Annotated in this window: 15 protein-coding genes; 12 read left to right on the forward strand and 3 right to left on the reverse strand. The window is 71.3% G+C overall.

Annotation, left to right across the window (positions count from 1 at the left end):
- Positions 1–125 precede the first annotated feature (125 nt).
- The 5 genes from KCQ71_RS02780 to KCQ71_RS02800 all read left to right on the forward strand — a co-directional run bounded on the left by KCQ71_RS02780 (position 126) and on the right by KCQ71_RS02800 (position 6,470).
- Positions 126–662, forward strand: a complete 537-nt coding sequence (locus KCQ71_RS02780) for an FHA domain-containing protein (protein WP_223402600.1) — start codon at positions 126–128, stop codon at positions 660–662.
- Complete coding sequence (gene ftsR, locus KCQ71_RS02785) at positions 659–1,423, forward strand: transcriptional regulator FtsR (protein ID WP_223402602.1); 765 nt, start codon at positions 659–661, stop codon at positions 1,421–1,423. The genes KCQ71_RS02780 and ftsR overlap by 4 nt, the downstream gene beginning before the upstream one ends.
- 95 nt (positions 1,424–1,518) lie before the next feature.
- Positions 1,519–2,040 (forward strand): bifunctional nuclease family protein, encoded by a 522-nt coding sequence (locus KCQ71_RS02790; protein WP_223402805.1) that lies wholly within the window; start codon positions 1,519–1,521, stop codon positions 2,038–2,040.
- A gap of 315 nt (positions 2,041–2,355) precedes the next feature.
- Positions 2,356–2,880: a MerR family transcriptional regulator gene (locus KCQ71_RS02795; protein ID WP_223402807.1), complete on the forward strand. Its 525-nt coding sequence runs from the start codon at positions 2,356–2,358 to the stop codon at positions 2,878–2,880.
- A 191-nt stretch (positions 2,881–3,071) separates the two neighbouring features.
- Complete coding sequence (locus KCQ71_RS02800; protein WP_223402604.1) at positions 3,072–6,470, forward strand: pyruvate carboxylase; 3,399 nt, start codon at positions 3,072–3,074, stop codon at positions 6,468–6,470.
- Positions 6,471–6,515: 45 nt separating this feature from the next.
- Here KCQ71_RS02800 and KCQ71_RS02805 read toward each other — a convergent pair whose 3' ends face one another.
- Positions 6,516–7,289 (reverse strand): class I SAM-dependent methyltransferase, encoded by a 774-nt coding sequence (locus tag KCQ71_RS02805; RefSeq protein ID WP_223402606.1) that lies wholly within the window; start codon positions 7,287–7,289, stop codon positions 6,516–6,518.
- Positions 7,290–7,408: 119 nt separating this feature from the next.
- Positions 7,409–8,191 carry a DeoR/GlpR family DNA-binding transcription regulator gene (locus KCQ71_RS02810; protein ID WP_223402607.1) on the reverse strand — a complete coding sequence of 261 codons (783 nt, stop codon included), beginning with the start codon at positions 8,189–8,191 and terminating at the stop codon, positions 7,409–7,411.
- Positions 8,192–8,338: 147 nt separating this feature from the next.
- Here KCQ71_RS02810 and KCQ71_RS02815 point away from each other — a divergent pair, with 147 nt between their 5' ends.
- The 6 genes from KCQ71_RS02815 to KCQ71_RS02840 all read left to right on the forward strand — a co-directional run bounded on the left by KCQ71_RS02815 (position 8,339) and on the right by KCQ71_RS02840 (position 14,660).
- Positions 8,339–9,229 (forward strand): SIS domain-containing protein, encoded by an 891-nt coding sequence (locus tag KCQ71_RS02815; RefSeq protein WP_223402610.1) that lies wholly within the window; start codon positions 8,339–8,341, stop codon positions 9,227–9,229.
- A 2-nt stretch (positions 9,230–9,231) separates the two neighbouring features.
- On the forward strand, positions 9,232–10,119 hold the full coding sequence (locus KCQ71_RS02820) for an ROK family protein (RefSeq protein ID WP_223402612.1): 888 nt from the start codon (positions 9,232–9,234) through the stop codon (positions 10,117–10,119).
- Positions 10,116–11,072, forward strand: a complete 957-nt coding sequence (locus tag KCQ71_RS02825; protein WP_223402614.1) for a 1-phosphofructokinase family hexose kinase — start codon at positions 10,116–10,118, stop codon at positions 11,070–11,072. Before KCQ71_RS02820 ends, KCQ71_RS02825 begins: the two co-directional genes overlap by 4 nt.
- Positions 11,059–11,916: a class II fructose-bisphosphate aldolase gene (locus KCQ71_RS02830; protein ID WP_223402616.1), complete on the forward strand. Its 858-nt coding sequence runs from the start codon at positions 11,059–11,061 to the stop codon at positions 11,914–11,916. Before KCQ71_RS02825 ends, KCQ71_RS02830 begins: the two co-directional genes overlap by 14 nt.
- Positions 11,917–11,939: 23 nt before the next feature.
- A complete protein-coding gene (locus tag KCQ71_RS02835; RefSeq protein WP_223402618.1) occupies positions 11,940–12,560 on the forward strand; it encodes an L-threonylcarbamoyladenylate synthase in 621 nt (206 codons plus the stop codon).
- 687 nt (positions 12,561–13,247) lie between these two features.
- Positions 13,248–14,660 carry an MFS transporter gene (locus KCQ71_RS02840; protein ID WP_223402620.1) on the forward strand — a complete coding sequence of 471 codons (1,413 nt, stop codon included), beginning with the start codon at positions 13,248–13,250 and terminating at the stop codon, positions 14,658–14,660.
- A 15-nt stretch (positions 14,661–14,675) separates the two neighbouring features.
- Here the strand turns inward: KCQ71_RS02840 and KCQ71_RS02845 are convergent, their stop codons facing one another.
- The gene (locus KCQ71_RS02845) at positions 14,676–14,975 is read right to left on the reverse strand and encodes a DUF1905 domain-containing protein (RefSeq protein WP_223402622.1); all 300 of its coding nucleotides are present in this window, start codon (positions 14,973–14,975) and stop codon (positions 14,676–14,678) included.
- A 92-nt stretch (positions 14,976–15,067) separates the two neighbouring features.
- Between KCQ71_RS02845 and KCQ71_RS02850 the strand changes: the two genes are divergently transcribed.
- Positions 15,068–16,024 (forward strand): helix-turn-helix transcriptional regulator, encoded by a 957-nt coding sequence (locus tag KCQ71_RS02850; RefSeq protein ID WP_223402624.1) that lies wholly within the window; start codon positions 15,068–15,070, stop codon positions 16,022–16,024.
- The last annotated feature ends 29 nt before the right edge of the window (positions 16,025–16,053 follow it).

The raw sequence follows: 16,053 nt of genomic DNA on the forward strand, positions 1-16,053 counted from the left end.
TACCCCTGTCCACAGGGCGCGCCCTCGACCTAAGGTTGAGGGTAAAGTTCACGGTCTAGGTTCAATCACGAGAACGAGCCGTGAGCGGTTCCACGAAGTCAGCCGGCCAGGGAGGCAACGCATCAATGGCACCCGAGAACGAGGGCGCGGGCAGCGAGTCCGGTCCACCGCCGGTCCACACCACAGCGGCCCTCGGCCGCGTCGTACCAACCGACTATGAGGAGTTCGCGCCGGGCGCGATCGACGCCAGTGACCGAGAGGCCGTGGAGGCGCTGCCCCCGCGTTCGGCGCTGCTGATCGTGCAGCACGGCCCGAACGCCGGAGCGCGGTTCCTGCTCGACGACGATCGGGTCAGCGCTGGTCGGGACACGGCCGCGGACATCTTCCTCGACGATGTGACGGTCTCTCGTCGGCACGCGGAGTTCCTCGCCACCGAGGACGGCTTCGCGGTCCGTGACGTCGGCAGCCTGAACGGCACGTACGTCAACCGCACCCGGATCGACCAGAGCGAGCTCCAGGCTGGCGATGAGGTGCAGATCGGCAAGTACCGCCTCACGTTCCACCCGAGCCCGCGCCGCGCGAAGACCACCGAGGACGTCGTCGACGGCGGGACCGGCGGCGACGGCGACGGCGAGCCGCGTTCGGACGCGCCGGGGCAGTGAGCACGTCCTCGGCGTCGGCCCGACCCTCCGACGAGCCCGAGCGCTGGCCGGCCGGCGTGTCCCGGACCCCGACGATGAACATCGGGGCGGCGCTGTCGATCCTGCAGCGCGAGTTCCCGGCCGTGAGCGTCTCGAAGATCCGGTTCCTCGAGGACCAGGGTCTGGTGACGCCGCACCGGACCCCGGCCGGGTACCGGACCTACAGCCAGGCAGACGTCGAACGCCTACGGTTCGCGCTGACCGCACAGCGGGACTCGTTCCTGCCGCTGAAGGTGATCCGCGAACGCCTCGCGGACCTCGATGCCGGTGCCGGATCCGCTCAGGCACCCGCCCCGGGCGCCCGGGTGGTGACCGAGGACGGCGAGCTGGTCGGAGCTCAGGGCCGGACCCGGATGACGGCTGCCCAGCTCGCCGAGGCGGCGGACTGCCCGACGGAACAGGTCGAGGTGCTCGCCGCTGCCGGCCTGATCACCGCCGACGCAGGATCGAAGTACCCGGCCGGTGCCATCGAGATCGTGCGTCTGGCCGGGCAGCTCGCCGAGCACGGGATCGAGGCACGGCACCTGCGCTCGGTCCGCACGGCCGCCGAGCGCGAGCTCGACCTGATCGACCAGCTTGTGGCGCCGGCCCGATCGGTCCGTAGCGGCCCGTCGTCCGCGGCCTCCCGGGCCAAGGCACACTCGCTGGCCTCCGACCTCGCCGAGACGTTCAACGCGCTTCACACGGCGTTGATCCGGGCCGGTATCGACCGGCTCCAGTAGCGCCATCGGACCCCGATCGGGTGTCCGTGAAAAATCACCCGGGTTGATTGCGCGCGCTCATGGGCAGCGCGGCGTAGCGTGTAGGGGTGCGAAAGATGGGTGTCCTCGGTGTCCGCGTTCGGGTCCACGCCCCCGAACACGACGTGCTGGTCGTGTTGTCCGAGGCGGAGGGGCCGTTGTCGTTGCCGATCGTGATCGGTCCGCACGAGGGTGTGGCGATCGCGACGGCGCAGGCTGGAATGCAATCCCCGCGCCCCGGCCCGCATGACCTGTTGCTCAGCGTGCTCGAGGCGTCCGAGGTCGGTCTCGACCGGGTGAACATCATCGAGGTGCGTGACGGCACCTTCATCGCCGAACTGGTCCTGACCAACGGGCGACGGGTCGATTCGCGAGCGTCCGACGCGATCGCGCTCGCGCTCCGGGCCCACGTGGAGGTCTGGTGTGCCGAGGCCGTCCTTGACGTCGCTGCCGTCGTCCTGGACGTGGACGAGGACGAGCACGAGCACGTCCATCTGGGGGCGCCGCTGCAGGGCCAGGAGGCCGACGAGGAGGTCGCCGAGTTCCGGGAGTTCCTCGACTCCGTGGCACCGGAGGACTTCGACGACACGGACGCTTGAGCCGGGAGTGTCGGGCTTTCACGACTGTGATGCCCACCACTGTCGAGTCCGCGATCGGCGCGATTCCGGGCGAACCCTCAACTTCAGGTTGAGAGTAAGACTCACCGGACGCGACACGCCGAGAGCCGTTCGCGGCCCGCCTCGTTGATCCGGACCCCACGTGCCTCTAGTTTGGGAACATCACGGGCGCCGGACGGGGCTCGCAGCACACCACGCGATAGAGTGGTGAAGATCAGTGCGATGAATGGAGTAGGCGTGAGCGGCATCGATGCGACAGCAGGCGCCCCCGGCTCGACCCCGCAGCGAGCTCAGGGCATGCTCTTCGGTGACACGCTGCCGGATCTGGACACCGCCACCGGCTACCGCGGGCCGACCGCCTGCCGTGCTGCCGGCATCACCTACCGGCAACTCGACTACTGGGCGCGGACCGGGCTCGTCGAGCCGAGCATCCGACCCGCCACCGGCTCGGGCACCCAGCGTCTCTACAGCTTCCGGGACGTACTCGTCCTCAAGGTCGTCAAGCGACTGCTCGACACCGGCGTCTCGCTCCAGCAGATTCGGACCGCCGTCGACCACCTGCGCGAGCGCGGCGTGGACGACCTCGCGCAGATCACACTGATGAGCGATGGCGCCAGCGTCTACGAGTGCACGTCCGCCGACGAGGTCTTCGACCTCGTCCAGGGTGGACAGGGGGTGTTCGGCATCGCCGTCGGCCGCGTCTGGCGCGAGGTCGAAGGCAGCCTGGCCGAGTTCCCGACGGAGCGCGCAGAGGATGAGTCCCCGGCCGTCACCAAGGGTGATGAGCTCGCCAGCCGCCGCGCGGCTCGCAAGGGCGCCTGAGCACACAGCTCGCGTCCCATCCCCAGGAGTGACCCGGATCGGGCGCCCGCTCTCGCCCGCGTCGTGAGTTCTGAACGGGACCGGACGCTTTCGGCTGCCGGCTCGGTCCTGCTGCTGGACAGCGTCCGGCCGGCTGGGCCGATCGCGGTAGCGTGCTGGTGCGCACACCCCGCACACCCCTGGGAGCCTGCATGTTCTCGACCGTCCTCGTTGCCAACCGAGCCGAGATCGCCGTCCGTGCCTTCCGCGCCGCATACGAGCTCGGCGCCCGCACGGTGGCCGTCTTTCCCTACGAGGACCGGGCCTCCGAGCACCGGCTGAAGGCAGACGAGGCCTACCTCATCGGCGAGGAGGACCACCCGGTCCGGGCCTACCTCGACATCGACGAGATCATCCGGGTCGCGAAGGAGTCCAAGGCGGACGCCATCTACCCCGGGTACGGGTTCCTCTCCGAGAACCCCGAGCTGGCGCGCGCTGCCGCGGCGGCCGGGATCAGCTTTGTGGGGCCACCGGCCGAGGTCCTCGAGATGGCAGGGAACAAGGTGACGGCGCTGCGCGCAGCGCGTGCGGCCGGGATCCCCGTGCTGCCCTCGAGTGAGCCCTCGGCGGATGCCGACGCACTGCTCGCCGCGGCGGACGAGGTCGGTTTCCCGGTGTTCGTCAAGGCGGTCGCGGGAGGCGGCGGCCGGGGGATGCGCCGGGTCGAGACCTCCGCCGACCTGCCGGAGGCGCTCGCTGCGGCGATGCGCGAGGCGGACGCCGCCTTCGGGGACCCCACCGTCTTCCTCGAGCGCGCGGTCCTGCGACCCCGGCACATCGAGGTGCAGATCCTCGCGGACGGAACCGGGGAGGTGGTGCACCTCTTCGAGCGGGACTGCTCGGTGCAGCGCCGCCACCAGAAGGTCATCGAGATGGCCCCCGCCCCGAACCTCGACCCCGAGATCCGCGCACGGCTGTGCGCGGACGCCGTGGCGTTCGCGAAGGCGATCGGGTACGTCAACGCCGGCACCGTCGAGTTCCTGCTGGACACCGAGGGGGAGCGGGCCGGGGAGCACGTGTTCATCGAGATGAACCCGCGGATCCAGGTCGAGCACACCGTGACCGAGGAGGTCACGGACATCGACCTGGTGTCCGCGCAGATGCGGATCGCGGCGGGGGAGACGCTCGCCGACCTGGGCATCACCCAGGACGAGGTCCGCGTGAACGGCTTCGCCCTGCAGTGCCGGATCACCACCGAGGATCCGGGCAACGGGTTCCGCCCGGACACCGGCCGGATGACCGCGTACCGGTCGCCCGGTGGCGCGGGGGTCCGGCTGGACGGGGCGACGGCGCACGCAGGCGCGGAGATCACCGGCCACTTCGACTCGATGCTGGTGAAGCTGACCTGTCGTGGCGCGAGCTTCGCGGTCGCCACCCGCCGGGCCCGTCGGGCGCTGGCCGAGTTCCGCATCCGGGGTGTCCGCACGAACATCCCGTTCCTGCAGGCCGTCCTCAACGACCCGGACTTCATCGAGGGACGCGTGGACACCTCGTTCATCGGGGAGCGACCAGAGCTGCTGACCCCGCGCGTCAGCGGTGACCGCGGGTCCAAGCTGCTCACCTTCCTGGCCCACGTGACCGTGAACCGGCCCTACGGCCCCAGGCCGGAGGCACTTGGTGAACCGGCTGCGAAACTCCCGCACACCGACCTCGGCGAGGCGCCGCCGTCGGGCTCTCGTCAACAGCTCACCGAACTCGGACCCGACGCCTTCGCCCGTGCCCTACGGGCGCAGACCGCGGTCGCGGTCACGGACACCACGTTCCGGGACGCGCACCAGTCACTGCTGGCGACGCGGGTGCGCACCATCGACCTGCTCGCGGTCGCACCGCACGTGGCCAGGACCACCCCCGGTCTGCTCTCGATCGAGGCGTGGGGCGGCGCCACCTACGACGTCGCCCTCCGGTTCCTCGGTGAGGACCCGTGGGAGCGGCTCGCCGCGCTGAGCGAGGCCGCGCCGAACATCAACCTGCAGATGCTCCTGCGGGGACGCAACACGGTCGGCTACACCCCATACCCGACCGAGGTCACCGACGCGTTCGTGCGGGAGGCGGCCGACACCGGCATCTCGATCTTCCGGATCTTCGACGCGCTCAACGACGTGACGCAGATGACGCCCGCGATCGCTGCGGTGCGCCAGACCCCGGCGATCGCCGAGGTGGCCCTCTGCTACACGGGGAACCTCACCGACCCGGGCGAGCCGCTCTACACCCTCGACTACTACCTGCGCCTGGCCGAGCGGATCGTGGCTGCCGGGGCGCACGTGCTCGCGATCAAGGACATGGCCGGCCTGCTCCGTCCGGCCGCGGCCGCGACGCTCGTCGGTGCCCTGCGGGAGCGCTTCGACCTGCCCGTGCACCTGCACACCCATGACACCGCGGGGGGCCAGCTCGCTACCCTGATGGCCGCGATCGGGGCCGGGGTCGACGCCGTCGACGTGGCCAGCGCCCCGATGGCCGGCACCACCAGCCAGGTGCCCGCATCGGCGCTGGTGGCCGCGCTCGAGCACACCGAGCGAGCCCCGGAGCTGGACCTGCGCGCGGTCACCGACCTGGAGCCGTACTGGGAGGCGGTCCGACGCCTGTACGCACCGTTCGAGTCCGGCCTGCGCGCGCCGACCGGTCGCGTGTACGAGCACGAGATCCCCGGCGGCCAGCTGTCCAACCTGCGCCAGCAGGCCATCGCGCTCGGGCTCGGCGACCGGTTCGAACAGATCGAGGCCATGTACGCGGCCGCGGACCGCATCCTCGGGCACCTCGTGAAGGTCACCCCGTCCTCGAAGGTCGTCGGCGACCTCGCGCTTCAGCTCGTCGCCACCGGCGCGGACCCGCAGGCCTTCGAGGCCGAGCCGGGCCGGTTCGACCTTCCGGACTCGGTGGTCGCGTTCCTGCACGGCGAGCTTGGCGACCCGCCCGGCGGCTGGCCCGAACCGTTCCGCACGAAGGCCCTCGCCGGACGCGGACCCAAGCGCGAGCTGACCCCGCTGACCGAGTCCGACCGCACCGAGCTCGCCGCCGACTCCGCGCGCCGGCGCACCCGCCTGAGCGAGCTGCTGTTCCCTGGGCCGGCGAAGGACTTCGCGAAGAGCCGGTCCGAGTTCGGGGACATCTCCGTGATCCGCACCTCGGACTACCTCTACGGCCTGGACTCGGCGAGCGAGTTCGAGGTCACGATGGAGCGAGGAGTCCGACTGCTCGTCGGCCTGGAGGCCGTGTCCGAGCCGGACGAGCGCGGCATCCGCACCGTGATGACCACGTTGAACAACCACCTGCGGCCCGTGCAGGTGCGCGACGAGGCCGCCGAGGTCACCGCGATCTCGGCGGAGAAGGCCGACCCGAACGCCCCCGGGCACGTCGCAGCCCCGTTCGCGGGGTCCGTCACGCCCATCGTGGCCGAGGGGGACGCGGTGGAGATCGGGCAGACGGTCGCGACCATCGAGGCCATGAAGATGGAGGCCGCCATCACCGCGGCGGTCGCCGGGACCGTGCGCCGGGTGCCGAGCCCCACCGCGCGTCAGGTGGACGGTGGCGACCTCGTGATGGTCATCGCCTGAGTCCCTCGCGCGGCCGCCGGCCCTGAGGCGGCTCCTCGCCGGGGCTCAGTCCGTCCGTTCGGGCTTGCGTGCCTCGATCAGGAACCGGGTCGGGTGGCAGACGAAGGAGCCGGTCGCCAGGATCCGGTCGTGGACGGCGCGCAGCTGCGGCCGGAACCGCTCCACGCTGAAGTCCGGAACGGTCCAGACGACCTTGCGCAGGAACACGACCACGGCCGCCACATCGAAGAACGCCATGGTCAGCGACGCCTCGCGCAGATCGACGACGTCCAGGCCGGCCGCCTCGGCGGCCGCGACCGCGTCGGCGGGGAACCGGCCGCTGGGCTGCAGGTGTTCGCCGAGCATGGCCCGGGACATCTCGATGTTCGAGCCCGGTCCGACCTCCTGGGCGAGGAACGTCCCGGCCGGGGCGAGCACCCGGCCGATCTCCGGCCAGGGCGTGACCACCGGCAGCCGCGCCGTGACCAGGTCGAAGGAGGCGTCGGCGAAGGGCAGTGGGCCGGCATCAGGCGCTTCGAGTACCTCCGCCCCGAGTGGCCCGAGTACGCGCCTCGCGATCGGAAGGTTCGGCGCCCAGGACTCCGTCGCCCTCAGCACCGGCGGCGGGCTCGTGATCGTGGCGAGCACCTCACCGCCCCCGGTCTGCAGATCCAGGGCGGCGTGCGAGTGTGCCATCCGCTCCGAGAGCAGCCGGGCGTACCCCCATGGCGGGCGCTCCTCGGTGGCCCGCCCGGCGAACCAGGAGAAGTCCCACCCGGCGACGTCGACGGACTCGCCCTCGGCGAGGAGTTCTTCGAAGGACGGCGGGGTGGTGGTCATGCAGGCCAGCCTGCCCAGGGCGCCGCCCGCCCGACAAGGGCTTTAACCCACACCCTGGGGTGCGGTGCCGACCGGCCGAGTGGTGCGACCGGGCCGTGCCGGCCCGCGGCGACGGTGGCTCAGCACAGGATGACGGCGATGCCGGCCGCCTCGAACGCGGCGACCAGCCCGGGGTCCGCGTCGGTGTCGGTGATCAGGGTGTGCACCGCGGTCGTCGGCAGGATCCGGGCGAACGCGCTCCGCCCGAGTTTCGTGGAGTCGGCCACGACCAGGACCCGGTCGGCCCGCTCGGCGAGGGCGGCGTTCGTGCTCGCCTCGCCCTCGTCGGTAGCGCTGGCACCGCCCTCGGGGTCGAAGGCGTCCACCCCGAGGAAGAGCAGGTCGAGGCTCACCTGCCCGAGGAGCAGTCCTGCCAGCGGTCCGGTCAGTTCGTAGCTGTGCGGGCGGACCACGCCCCCGGTGACCACCACCCGCAGGTGGGAGCGGACGGCCAGCTCGTTGGCGATGTTGACGGCGTTCGTCACGATGACCAGGGGATTGGTGCCGCCGCCCTGCAGACCCGGCTGCACCGCGATCTCCCGGGCCACCTCCGTCGTCGTGGTACCGCCGTTGAGCCCGACGACCTGACCGGCAACCACGAGCTCCGCAGCCGCCCGGGCGATACGTTCCTTCTGGTCGCCCTGCCTGGCGGCGCGGTAGCGCAGCGGCAGGTCGGCCGATCCCGGAGCGACGGCGGCGCCACCCCGGGTCCGGGTGATCAGCTGTTGCTGGGCGAGTGCGTCGAGATCGCGGCGGGCCGTCGCGGGCGAGATCTCCAGTTCCCGGGTGATGTCCTCGATGCGTACGTGCCCGCGCTGTACGACCAGCTCGAGCAGTGAGCCGAGCCGTTGGTGTCGATCCATGCGCGCGTCCTCCGTCGGTTCGAGGCTCGGTGCCGAGCACCCTGCTCGGAACATGGCCCAATCATGTCAGCCGTCTGACGGTTCGTGAGTGGTCAGCCCGTATAGTCGTCACATTACGTCATCCCAACTTCGAGCAGAGGACCACACATGAACCGCACGGCGATCGAGGTAGCGTCCCAACCCGGCACCTGGCGCGAAGCACTGGCGTTGCACGCTTCCGGGCTTCGCGGCCTTCCTGCGGCGGGGGAGCGGGTCGCCGTGATCGGCTGCGGGACGTCGTGGTTCATGGCCCAGTCCTATGCGGTGCTGCGCGAGCAGGCCGGCCAGGGTGAGACCGACGCGTTCACCGCCACCGAGTTCCCGGCCGGACGTGCCTACGACCGGATCGTCACGATCTCCAGGTCCGGCACCACGACCGAGATCGTCGACCTGCTCGCCGGCTCCGCCGGGCCGTCGGTCCTCATCACCGCGGTGGCCGGCGGCCCTGCCGCGGCCAACGCCGACCACGAGATCGTGCTCGACTTCGCCGATGAGGAGTCGGTGGTGCAGACGCGCTTCGCCACGACCGCCCTGCTGCTGCTGCGGGCGAGCGTCGTCGGTACCGGTGCACTCGACACGGTGCCCGAGGCCGCGGATGCCGCCCTTGCCCAGGACCTCCCGCAGGCCTGGGTCGACGCGGACCAGGTCACGTTCCTCGGCACCGGCTGGACCATCGGGCTCGCCCATGAGGCGGCGCTGAAGATGCGCGAGTCGAGCCAGTTCTGGACCGAGTCCTACCCGGCCATGGAGTACCGGCACGGCCCGATCGCGATCGCGCAGCCCGGGCGGCTGGTCTGGGTGTTCGGGCCGACCCCGGCCGGCCTGGCCGACGATGTCGCCGCCACCGGCGCGACCCTCGTCTCCAGCGACCTCGACCCGCTCGCGCAGCTGGTCGTGTTGCACCGCCTCGCCGTCGCCCGTGCCGAGGCCCGGGGCCTCGACGCGGACACGCCGCGCAACCTGACCCGCTCGGTGATCCTCGACCCCGGTGCCCACTGAGCATGCCCGCGCATGCCGTCGGAGTGGACGTCGGCGGGACCACCATCAAGGCGGGACGGGTCGACGCCGCGGGAAGGCTCACCGACCCGCGGCGGGTGCCGACCCCCCGCGACGTGACCCGGCTGGTCGAGGTGATCGCCGCCCAGGTGCGTGAGCTCGCCCAGCCGGGCGACGCCGTCGGCGTGGTCGTGCCCGGCATCGTCGATGAGGCGAGCGGCACGGCGGTCCTCTCGGTGAACCTGGGCTGGCGCGACGTCCCGCTGCGAGAGCTGCTCGTCAACGCGCTCGGCCGCGATGTGGCCTTCGGCCACGACGTGCGGGCCGGCGCCCTGGCCGCGTCCGTGTGGGACGCGGGTGGGGACCTCCTCTTCGTACCGGTGGGCACCGGCATCGCGGCCGCGCTGGTGCTCGATGGCCGGGTCCGCGGCACCGGATGGGCGGGTGAGATCGGCATGCTGACCGTCTCCGACCCCGACGGCGGCGCTCCGGTCGTGTTGGAGGCCGTCGCCTCCGCGTCCGCGATCGCGAGGCGGTACGCGGCGCGCACCGGCGTCGCCGTGACCGGCGCGGACGCGGTGGTCGAGGCGGCGGTGGCGGGCGATGCCGACGCGGCCGCCGTCATCGCCGAGGGCATGGATGCCCTGGGCCTGGCGCTGGCCGATTCCGTCGCGCTGCTCGGGCCGGTCCGGGTCGTCCTCGGCGGCGGCCTGGCCGGCGGCGGCGAGGCGGTCCTCGGGCCGTTGCGCACCTCGATGGCGCGAAGACTCGGTGAGCGTCCCGCGCCGGAGGTTTTTGCGGCTACGCTCGGACCTTGGGCAGGGTGTCTCGGGGCAGGGGCACTCGCCATGGGCCTGTCGACGACGGGGGCCGAGAAGGGAGTGGGGTCATGATCCTGACTGTCACTGCCAACCCTGCGCTCGACGTCACCTACCGCACACCGGCGCTGCGGCCCGGCGAGAGCCATCGCGTCGGCGTCGTGGGCCGGTCCGCCGGTGGCAAGGGCATCAACGTCGCACGGGTGCTGCACGCCCTCGGAGAGGACCCCGTCTGCCTCGGCTTCCTCGGCGGGACCACCGGCGCGGTGATCAGTGACCTGCTCGCCCGCGCCGGCATCCGGCAGGAGTTCCTGCCGGTCGAGGGACTGACCCGGACCACGGTGACGGTCGTCGACGACGCCGGCGCCACCGTGCTGAACGAGCCCGGACCGGAGGTCTCCGCGGCCGACTGGCGGGCCCTGGCGGACGTGGCCCTCACGCTGCTGAGCCCAGGCGACGTACTCGTGATCAGCGGTTCGACCCCGCCCGGCACCCCGCCGGACGCCGTGCCATCCCTGGTGCGGGACGCCGTCGGGCAGGACGTCCGGGTCGTGGTCGACACCTCCGGGCCGACGCTGCTCGCCGCCGCCGAGGCCGGTGCACATGTGCTCAAGCCGAACGCAGAGGAGCTTCGTGCCGCGACCCGGATCGCCGACGTGCACGACGCCGCCGATGCTCTGCTGGACCGCGGCGCAGGCCTCGTGGTGGTCTCGCTCGGCGAACACGGCGTCCTCGCCGTCGGCGGAGCCGGGCAGGAGCGGCGGACCTGGACCGCCGCGGCCCCCGAGGTCCTGACCGGCAATCCGACCGGCGCCGGGGATGCGGCCGTGGCCGCGATCGCCCGGGCACTCGACACAGGTCTCCCGGGCACCGGCAGCGAGGCGGCCCTCGTCGCCCGTAGACTGCACGACGTCGTCGCGCTCTCCGGGGCCGCAGTCGTCGCCCCGGTGGCCGGTGACTTCGACGTTCCCACCTATCAGCGCTTGCTTGCTCGGACCGAAGTGAAGGAAAGCCATGCCACTCGTTGATCTGGTCAGCGTCGCAGATCTCTGCCGTGTGGAACGCTCAGGACTTGGAGCGTTCAATGTTGTGCATCTGGACCATGCCGAGGCCTTTGTGGAGGCTGCTGCGGGCGCGGGCCGGCCGATCGTTCTCCAGATCAGCCAGAACGCGGTGAAGTACCACGGCGCGCTCGCCCCCATCGGGGCCGGCGTGCTCGCGGTGGCCCGGGCTGCCGACGTTCCGGTGGTCGTGCACCTCGATCACGCGGAGGACGTGGCCCTGGTCCAGGACGCGATCAACCTCGGCTTCACCTCGGTGATGTATGACGGGTCGAAGCTGCCGGACGACCTGAACCGGGCCACCACCCGCGCGGTGGTGGAGCACGCGCACGCCCGTGGGGTCTCCGTGGAGGCCGAGCTCGGTGAGGTCGGCGGCAAGAACGGCGTCCACGACCCGTCCGCACGCACAGACCCCGACGAGGCCGCGGAGTTCGTGGCGGCGACCGGCGTGGACCTGCTCGCCGTGGCCGTCGGGTCCTCGCACGCGATGACCACCCGCGGCGCCCAGCTCGACCTCGACCTGATCGGGGCGATCGCGGCGCGCGTGTCCGTGCCCCTGGTGCTGCACGGCTCGTCCGGTGTGAGCGACGAGGGCATGCGGGATGCGATCGCGGCAGGTATGACCAAGATCAACGTGGCCACCCACCTGAACAAGATCTTCACCACGAGTGTGCGGGACTACCTGATCGAGAACATGGAGGTCGTGGACACCCGCAAATGGTTCCAGGCAGGCAACGACGCCATGGCCGCCGAGGTGACCCGGCTGCTCGAGTGGTACGCGGCCCCGGCCCCGGCGCCGGTGCGCCTCTGATCGGTCCCGACTAGGCTCGCTGGATGGCCAAGTACTTCGACGTCCACCCGGTCAACCCCCAGTCCCGGCTGATCCGGCAGGCCGTCGAGATCGTGCGTGAGGGCGGCCTGATCGCCTATCCGACGGACTCCTGCTACGCGCTCGGCGCCGCCCTGGGGAACCAGGCTGCGAAGGACCGGATCGTCGCGCTGCGGCACCTGGACGACAAGCACCACTTCACGTTGATGTGCGCGGACTTCGCCCAGCTCGGGCAGTTCGTCCACGTCGACAACGCGGTGTTCCGGGCTGTGAAGGCGAGCACGCCAGGGAGTTACACCTTCATCCTGCCGGCCACCAAGGAGGTGCCGCGGCGTCTCCTGCACCCGAAGAAGAAGACGGTGGGCGTTCGGATCCCGGACCACCCGGTGGCGCAAGCACTGCTCGCCGAGCTGGGCGAGCCGCTGCTGTCCTCCACGCTGCTGCTGCCCGGGCGGGACGAGCCGATGACAGACGGCTGGCAGATCAAGGACGAGCTCGACCATTCGCTCGACGCGGTGATCGACTCGGGGGAGTGCGGCGAGGTCCCCACCACCGTGGTGGACCTGTCCGAGGGGTACGCCGAGATCGCGCGCTACGGCGCCGGCGACCCCAGCCCGTTCGAGTGATATCCGGGCCGAAGACACGGATGTCGTAGGGTCCTGACACGCTCTCGAACATCGGTATCACAGGGTTCGGGAGGGTCGATGACGGCTCACGTGGAGCAGTTGGAGGGCGAGCTCGCCCGGTTGGCGCAGGAGCTGACGGCGGTGCGGCCGGGGGAGTGCGCACTGTGTTACGTGCAGCGGATGCTCACGACCTTCGACTGCGACGGGACTTCGCGGTGGGGTCGCCGGTGGGCCGTGGAGGTCGGGGCCGCGGCGTCGGCCGGTGCGGAAGTCTCGTGGGCCGCAGGGCCATCGGGGCACCGTGATGCCCGGTCGGTGCCGGGGTGCGACTGTGACCTGTTCTGGTCGCGCTGGGAGCCCGTGGTCGAGGCCCCGACGGGTCGCCCCGCCTGGCCCGATCCCGAGCTCGGGTGCCCGGAGAGCGACGCTCACGGCGGCGTGCCGGGAGCAGCGGGGGCGGGCCTCAGGTGCCGGATCTGGCAACCGCGCCGGGATGGTGCTTGACCTCAACCACGGTTCAGGCTTCAGCCTTGAGGTGAGCAATATTCGTCGGGCCCTCGATGGCCGCCGATGAGTTCGATGGGCCGTGCGGGTCTGTCGTGCTGTCGAGATTCACCACATCGGCACGTACGCGCCCCGTAACCCAGGTACGTCAACCCCGCTCACCGAGTCAGAGAGATATCCGAGATGTCGAAGGCACGCTCCGTCACCACCGGCACGCGACTGCCCCGTGCGCTGAGCCCGTTCCGGCACTCCGCGTACCGGCGGCTCGGCCTGGCACTGTTCTTCTCGCTGATCATGAGCGGGCTCTGGATGGTCGCGATGGTCTGGGAGGTCATCCGGATCGACGGCGGCGCCCGGGACCTGTCCTTGGTCACCATGTGCGCGGCGATCGGGACGATCGTGCCGGCCCTGGCCGCCGGGGTGGTCGCGGACCGGGTGCCACAGAAGGTCATCCTGCTCGGCGTCGAGGCGGCCCACGTGACCCTGTTCGCCACCGCGGCATTCCTTGGCATCACCGGGCAGACCCAGCTGTGGCACCTGGCCGTGATCGCCTTCCTCGGCGGAGCCGCGATGGCCTTCTACTACCCGGCCTACTCCGCCTGGCTACCCGCCCTGGTGCCGGCTGAGGAACTCCTCGCCGTGAACGGGTTCGAGGGCATGCTCCGCCCGTCGCTGCAACAGGCGGCCGGGCCCGCTCTGGCTGGCGTGGTGATCGGGGTCGCGTCCCCGGGGGCGGCGATGGCACTGGCCGCCCTGAGCGGCCTGATCGGGCTCGTGGCGCTCGGCACGGTGCCCCTGACACCCGTGCGCCGGGAGGGTGCCGAGGCCACCGACGCGCCCCGTGAGCACCCGATCCGAACCATGTTCACCGACATCGCCGAGGGCTTCCGTTACTTCCTGGTGACGCCTTGGCTGCTCGCCACGCTCCTGTTCGCCTCCCTGATGATCCTGGTGATGATGGGCCCGTTGGAGGTCCTGATCCCGTTCCTGATCAAGGACCGGCTCGGCGGCGGCGCCGGCGATCACGCCCTCGTGCTCGCCGCCTTCGGCATCGGTGGGGCGCTCGGCTCGCTGGTGATGGCGTCACGACGGCTGCCTCGCCGCTACCTCACGGTGATGATCCTGCTCTGGGGCTTCGGCAGTCTGCCATTCGTCGCGATGGCCTACGCGACCGCCGTCTGGCAGATCATCGCGGCCGCGACGGTGCTGGGTGCGCTGTTCTCGGCCCCGATGGTGATCTGGGGCACGCTGCTGCAGCGCCGGGTGCCGCCGCACCTCCTCGGACGGGTCTCGAGCCTGGACTTCTTCGTCTCGATCTCGCTGATGCCGGTCTCGATGGCGTTGGCGGGTCCGGTTGCGGACCTGATCGGGCTGCGCGCCACGTTCATCGCCGCCGGGGTGCTGCCCGCCGTCTTCGCGGTGGCCGCGATCCTGCTCGCCAAGTTGCCGCGCGACGAGCTGGCGAACCCCCTGGACATCACAGAGGCGGCCGCGGATGAAGCTGGATCCGACGATGACGAGGCGTCCGTGCAGTGCGCGGCGGACGCCCACTCCGAGGCAGGGCAGGAGTGCCTCGCGGGAGCGACGGACTCGTGACTCTCGGCCTGCGCCTCAGCGCCAGCGCGACGATGTCACCGTCATGCTGATCGTCACCACGTCGCCGTCGTCGAGTTCCTCGGCACGACGCACGGCGTCCTTGATCGGCACGATGTAGCCGCCGTTCTTCGGGAACAACGAGGTTGTGTACTGCGTATCGCCGATCCGTGCCTGCACCGGGATCATGCCCCAGCCGTACGTCACCTCACGCATGATCTCGCGCAGGAACTCGGCGCCCTCGTCATCGACCGTGACGAAGTGGAAGGGCGATGGACCCCGCCAGTACCAGATGTCGCCAGTCACCTCGAGATCCATGCCTGCGAGGATAGGCTGGATTCCGGATGAACCGCTTCCGGAACACAGGATCGGAAGCCGACACATATTCGCCAGCGACGAGGGAACCCCGGGTGAACGGTGACGTCGACAGCCCCACGGCGCGGGCGCTCCTGGCGCTGGAGCTGATCCAGGGCAACCCGGGAATCAGCGCGGACCGGTTGGGGGAGCGGCTCGGCGTCAGCGAGCGCGCCGCGCGCCGATACGTGTCGATCCTGCGCGATGCGGGAATCCCGATCGAGTCGAGTCGTGGCCCCTACGGCGGGTACCGGATGGGTCGTGGTGTCCGGCTGCCGCCGCTCACGTTCACGGCCACCGAGGTCCTCGCGCTCGTGATGGCGGTTCTCGACGGTCACCACGACGCCGGTGACCCGACCGCCCCGGTCGGCAGCGCCGTCGGGAAGATCATGCGCGCCCTGCCGGAGTCGGTGGCCGCCCAGGCCGAGGCGGTCCGGCGCAGCGCGGCGGCGGCCCCGGACCTGGCCGCCGCACGGCCCGACCCGGGGACCACCAGTGCGCTGGTGCAGGCGATCTCACAGCAGCGGCGGGTGCGGCTGGAGTACCGCTCGGAGTCCGGGTCGCAGTGGGTGGCCGAGGTGGATCCCTGGGCCGTGGTGGTGCGGCATGGGCGCTGGTACCTGCTCTGCCACTCCCATCCGGCCGACGCCCAGCGTGCCTATCGGATCGACCGGATCCTCGCCACCGAAGCCCTCGATGTCTCGTTCACACCGCCGGCCGACCTGGATCCCGTCGCGGCGCTCGAGGAGCACCTGGCCGTCGGCTGGGAGTATGAGGTCGAGGTGCTCATCGACGCCCCGATCGCAGCGGTGCGGCCGTGGATCCCACGTGCGCTCGGTCGCCTCGAGGAAGCGGGGGAACAGGCTACCCGCCTGGTCGGGAGCACCAGCGACCCGACCTGGTACGCCGCGCAACTGAGCGAACTGCCGATGACGTTCCGGGTCGCGCGAGGCACCGAGCTCAGCGAGGCCTGCCGGGCGATCGGCCGGCGACTGCTCGACGCAGCACGCTGACCGCCGGACCTGGCCGCACGAGCGAGCCA

The organism is Occultella gossypii (genome assembly GCF_019947135.1).
GTDB classification, from domain to species: domain Bacteria; phylum Actinomycetota; class Actinomycetes; order Actinomycetales; family Beutenbergiaceae; genus Occultella; species Occultella gossypii.

Coding starts and splice junctions, on each gene's coding strand:
- KCQ71_RS02780 (WP_223402600.1), top strand. CDS start 126: ATGGCACCCGAGAACGAGGGCGCGGGCAGCGAGTCCGGTCCACCGCCG.
- KCQ71_RS02800 (WP_223402604.1), top strand. CDS start 3,072: ATGTTCTCGACCGTCCTCGTTGCCAACCGAGCCGAGATCGCCGTCCGT.
- KCQ71_RS02830 (WP_223402616.1), top strand. CDS start 11,059: ATGCCACTCGTTGATCTGGTCAGCGTCGCAGATCTCTGCCGTGTGGAA.
- KCQ71_RS02815 (WP_223402610.1), top strand. CDS start 8,339: ATGAACCGCACGGCGATCGAGGTAGCGTCCCAACCCGGCACCTGGCGC.
- KCQ71_RS02810 (WP_223402607.1), bottom strand. CDS start 8,191: ATGGATCGACACCAACGGCTCGGCTCACTGCTCGAGCTGGTCGTACAG.
- KCQ71_RS02825 (WP_223402614.1), top strand. CDS start 10,116: ATGATCCTGACTGTCACTGCCAACCCTGCGCTCGACGTCACCTACCGC.
- KCQ71_RS02795 (WP_223402807.1), top strand. CDS start 2,356: ATGCTCTTCGGTGACACGCTGCCGGATCTGGACACCGCCACCGGCTAC.
- KCQ71_RS02790 (WP_223402805.1), top strand. CDS start 1,519: ATGGGTGTCCTCGGTGTCCGCGTTCGGGTCCACGCCCCCGAACACGAC.
- KCQ71_RS02805 (WP_223402606.1), bottom strand. CDS start 7,289: ATGACCACCACCCCGCCGTCCTTCGAAGAACTCCTCGCCGAGGGCGAG.
- KCQ71_RS02845 (WP_223402622.1), bottom strand. CDS start 14,975: ATGGATCTCGAGGTGACTGGCGACATCTGGTACTGGCGGGGTCCATCG.
- KCQ71_RS02840 (WP_223402620.1), top strand. CDS start 13,248: ATGTCGAAGGCACGCTCCGTCACCACCGGCACGCGACTGCCCCGTGCG.
- KCQ71_RS02820 (WP_223402612.1), top strand. CDS start 9,232: ATGCCCGCGCATGCCGTCGGAGTGGACGTCGGCGGGACCACCATCAAG.
- KCQ71_RS02835 (WP_223402618.1), top strand. CDS start 11,940: ATGGCCAAGTACTTCGACGTCCACCCGGTCAACCCCCAGTCCCGGCTG.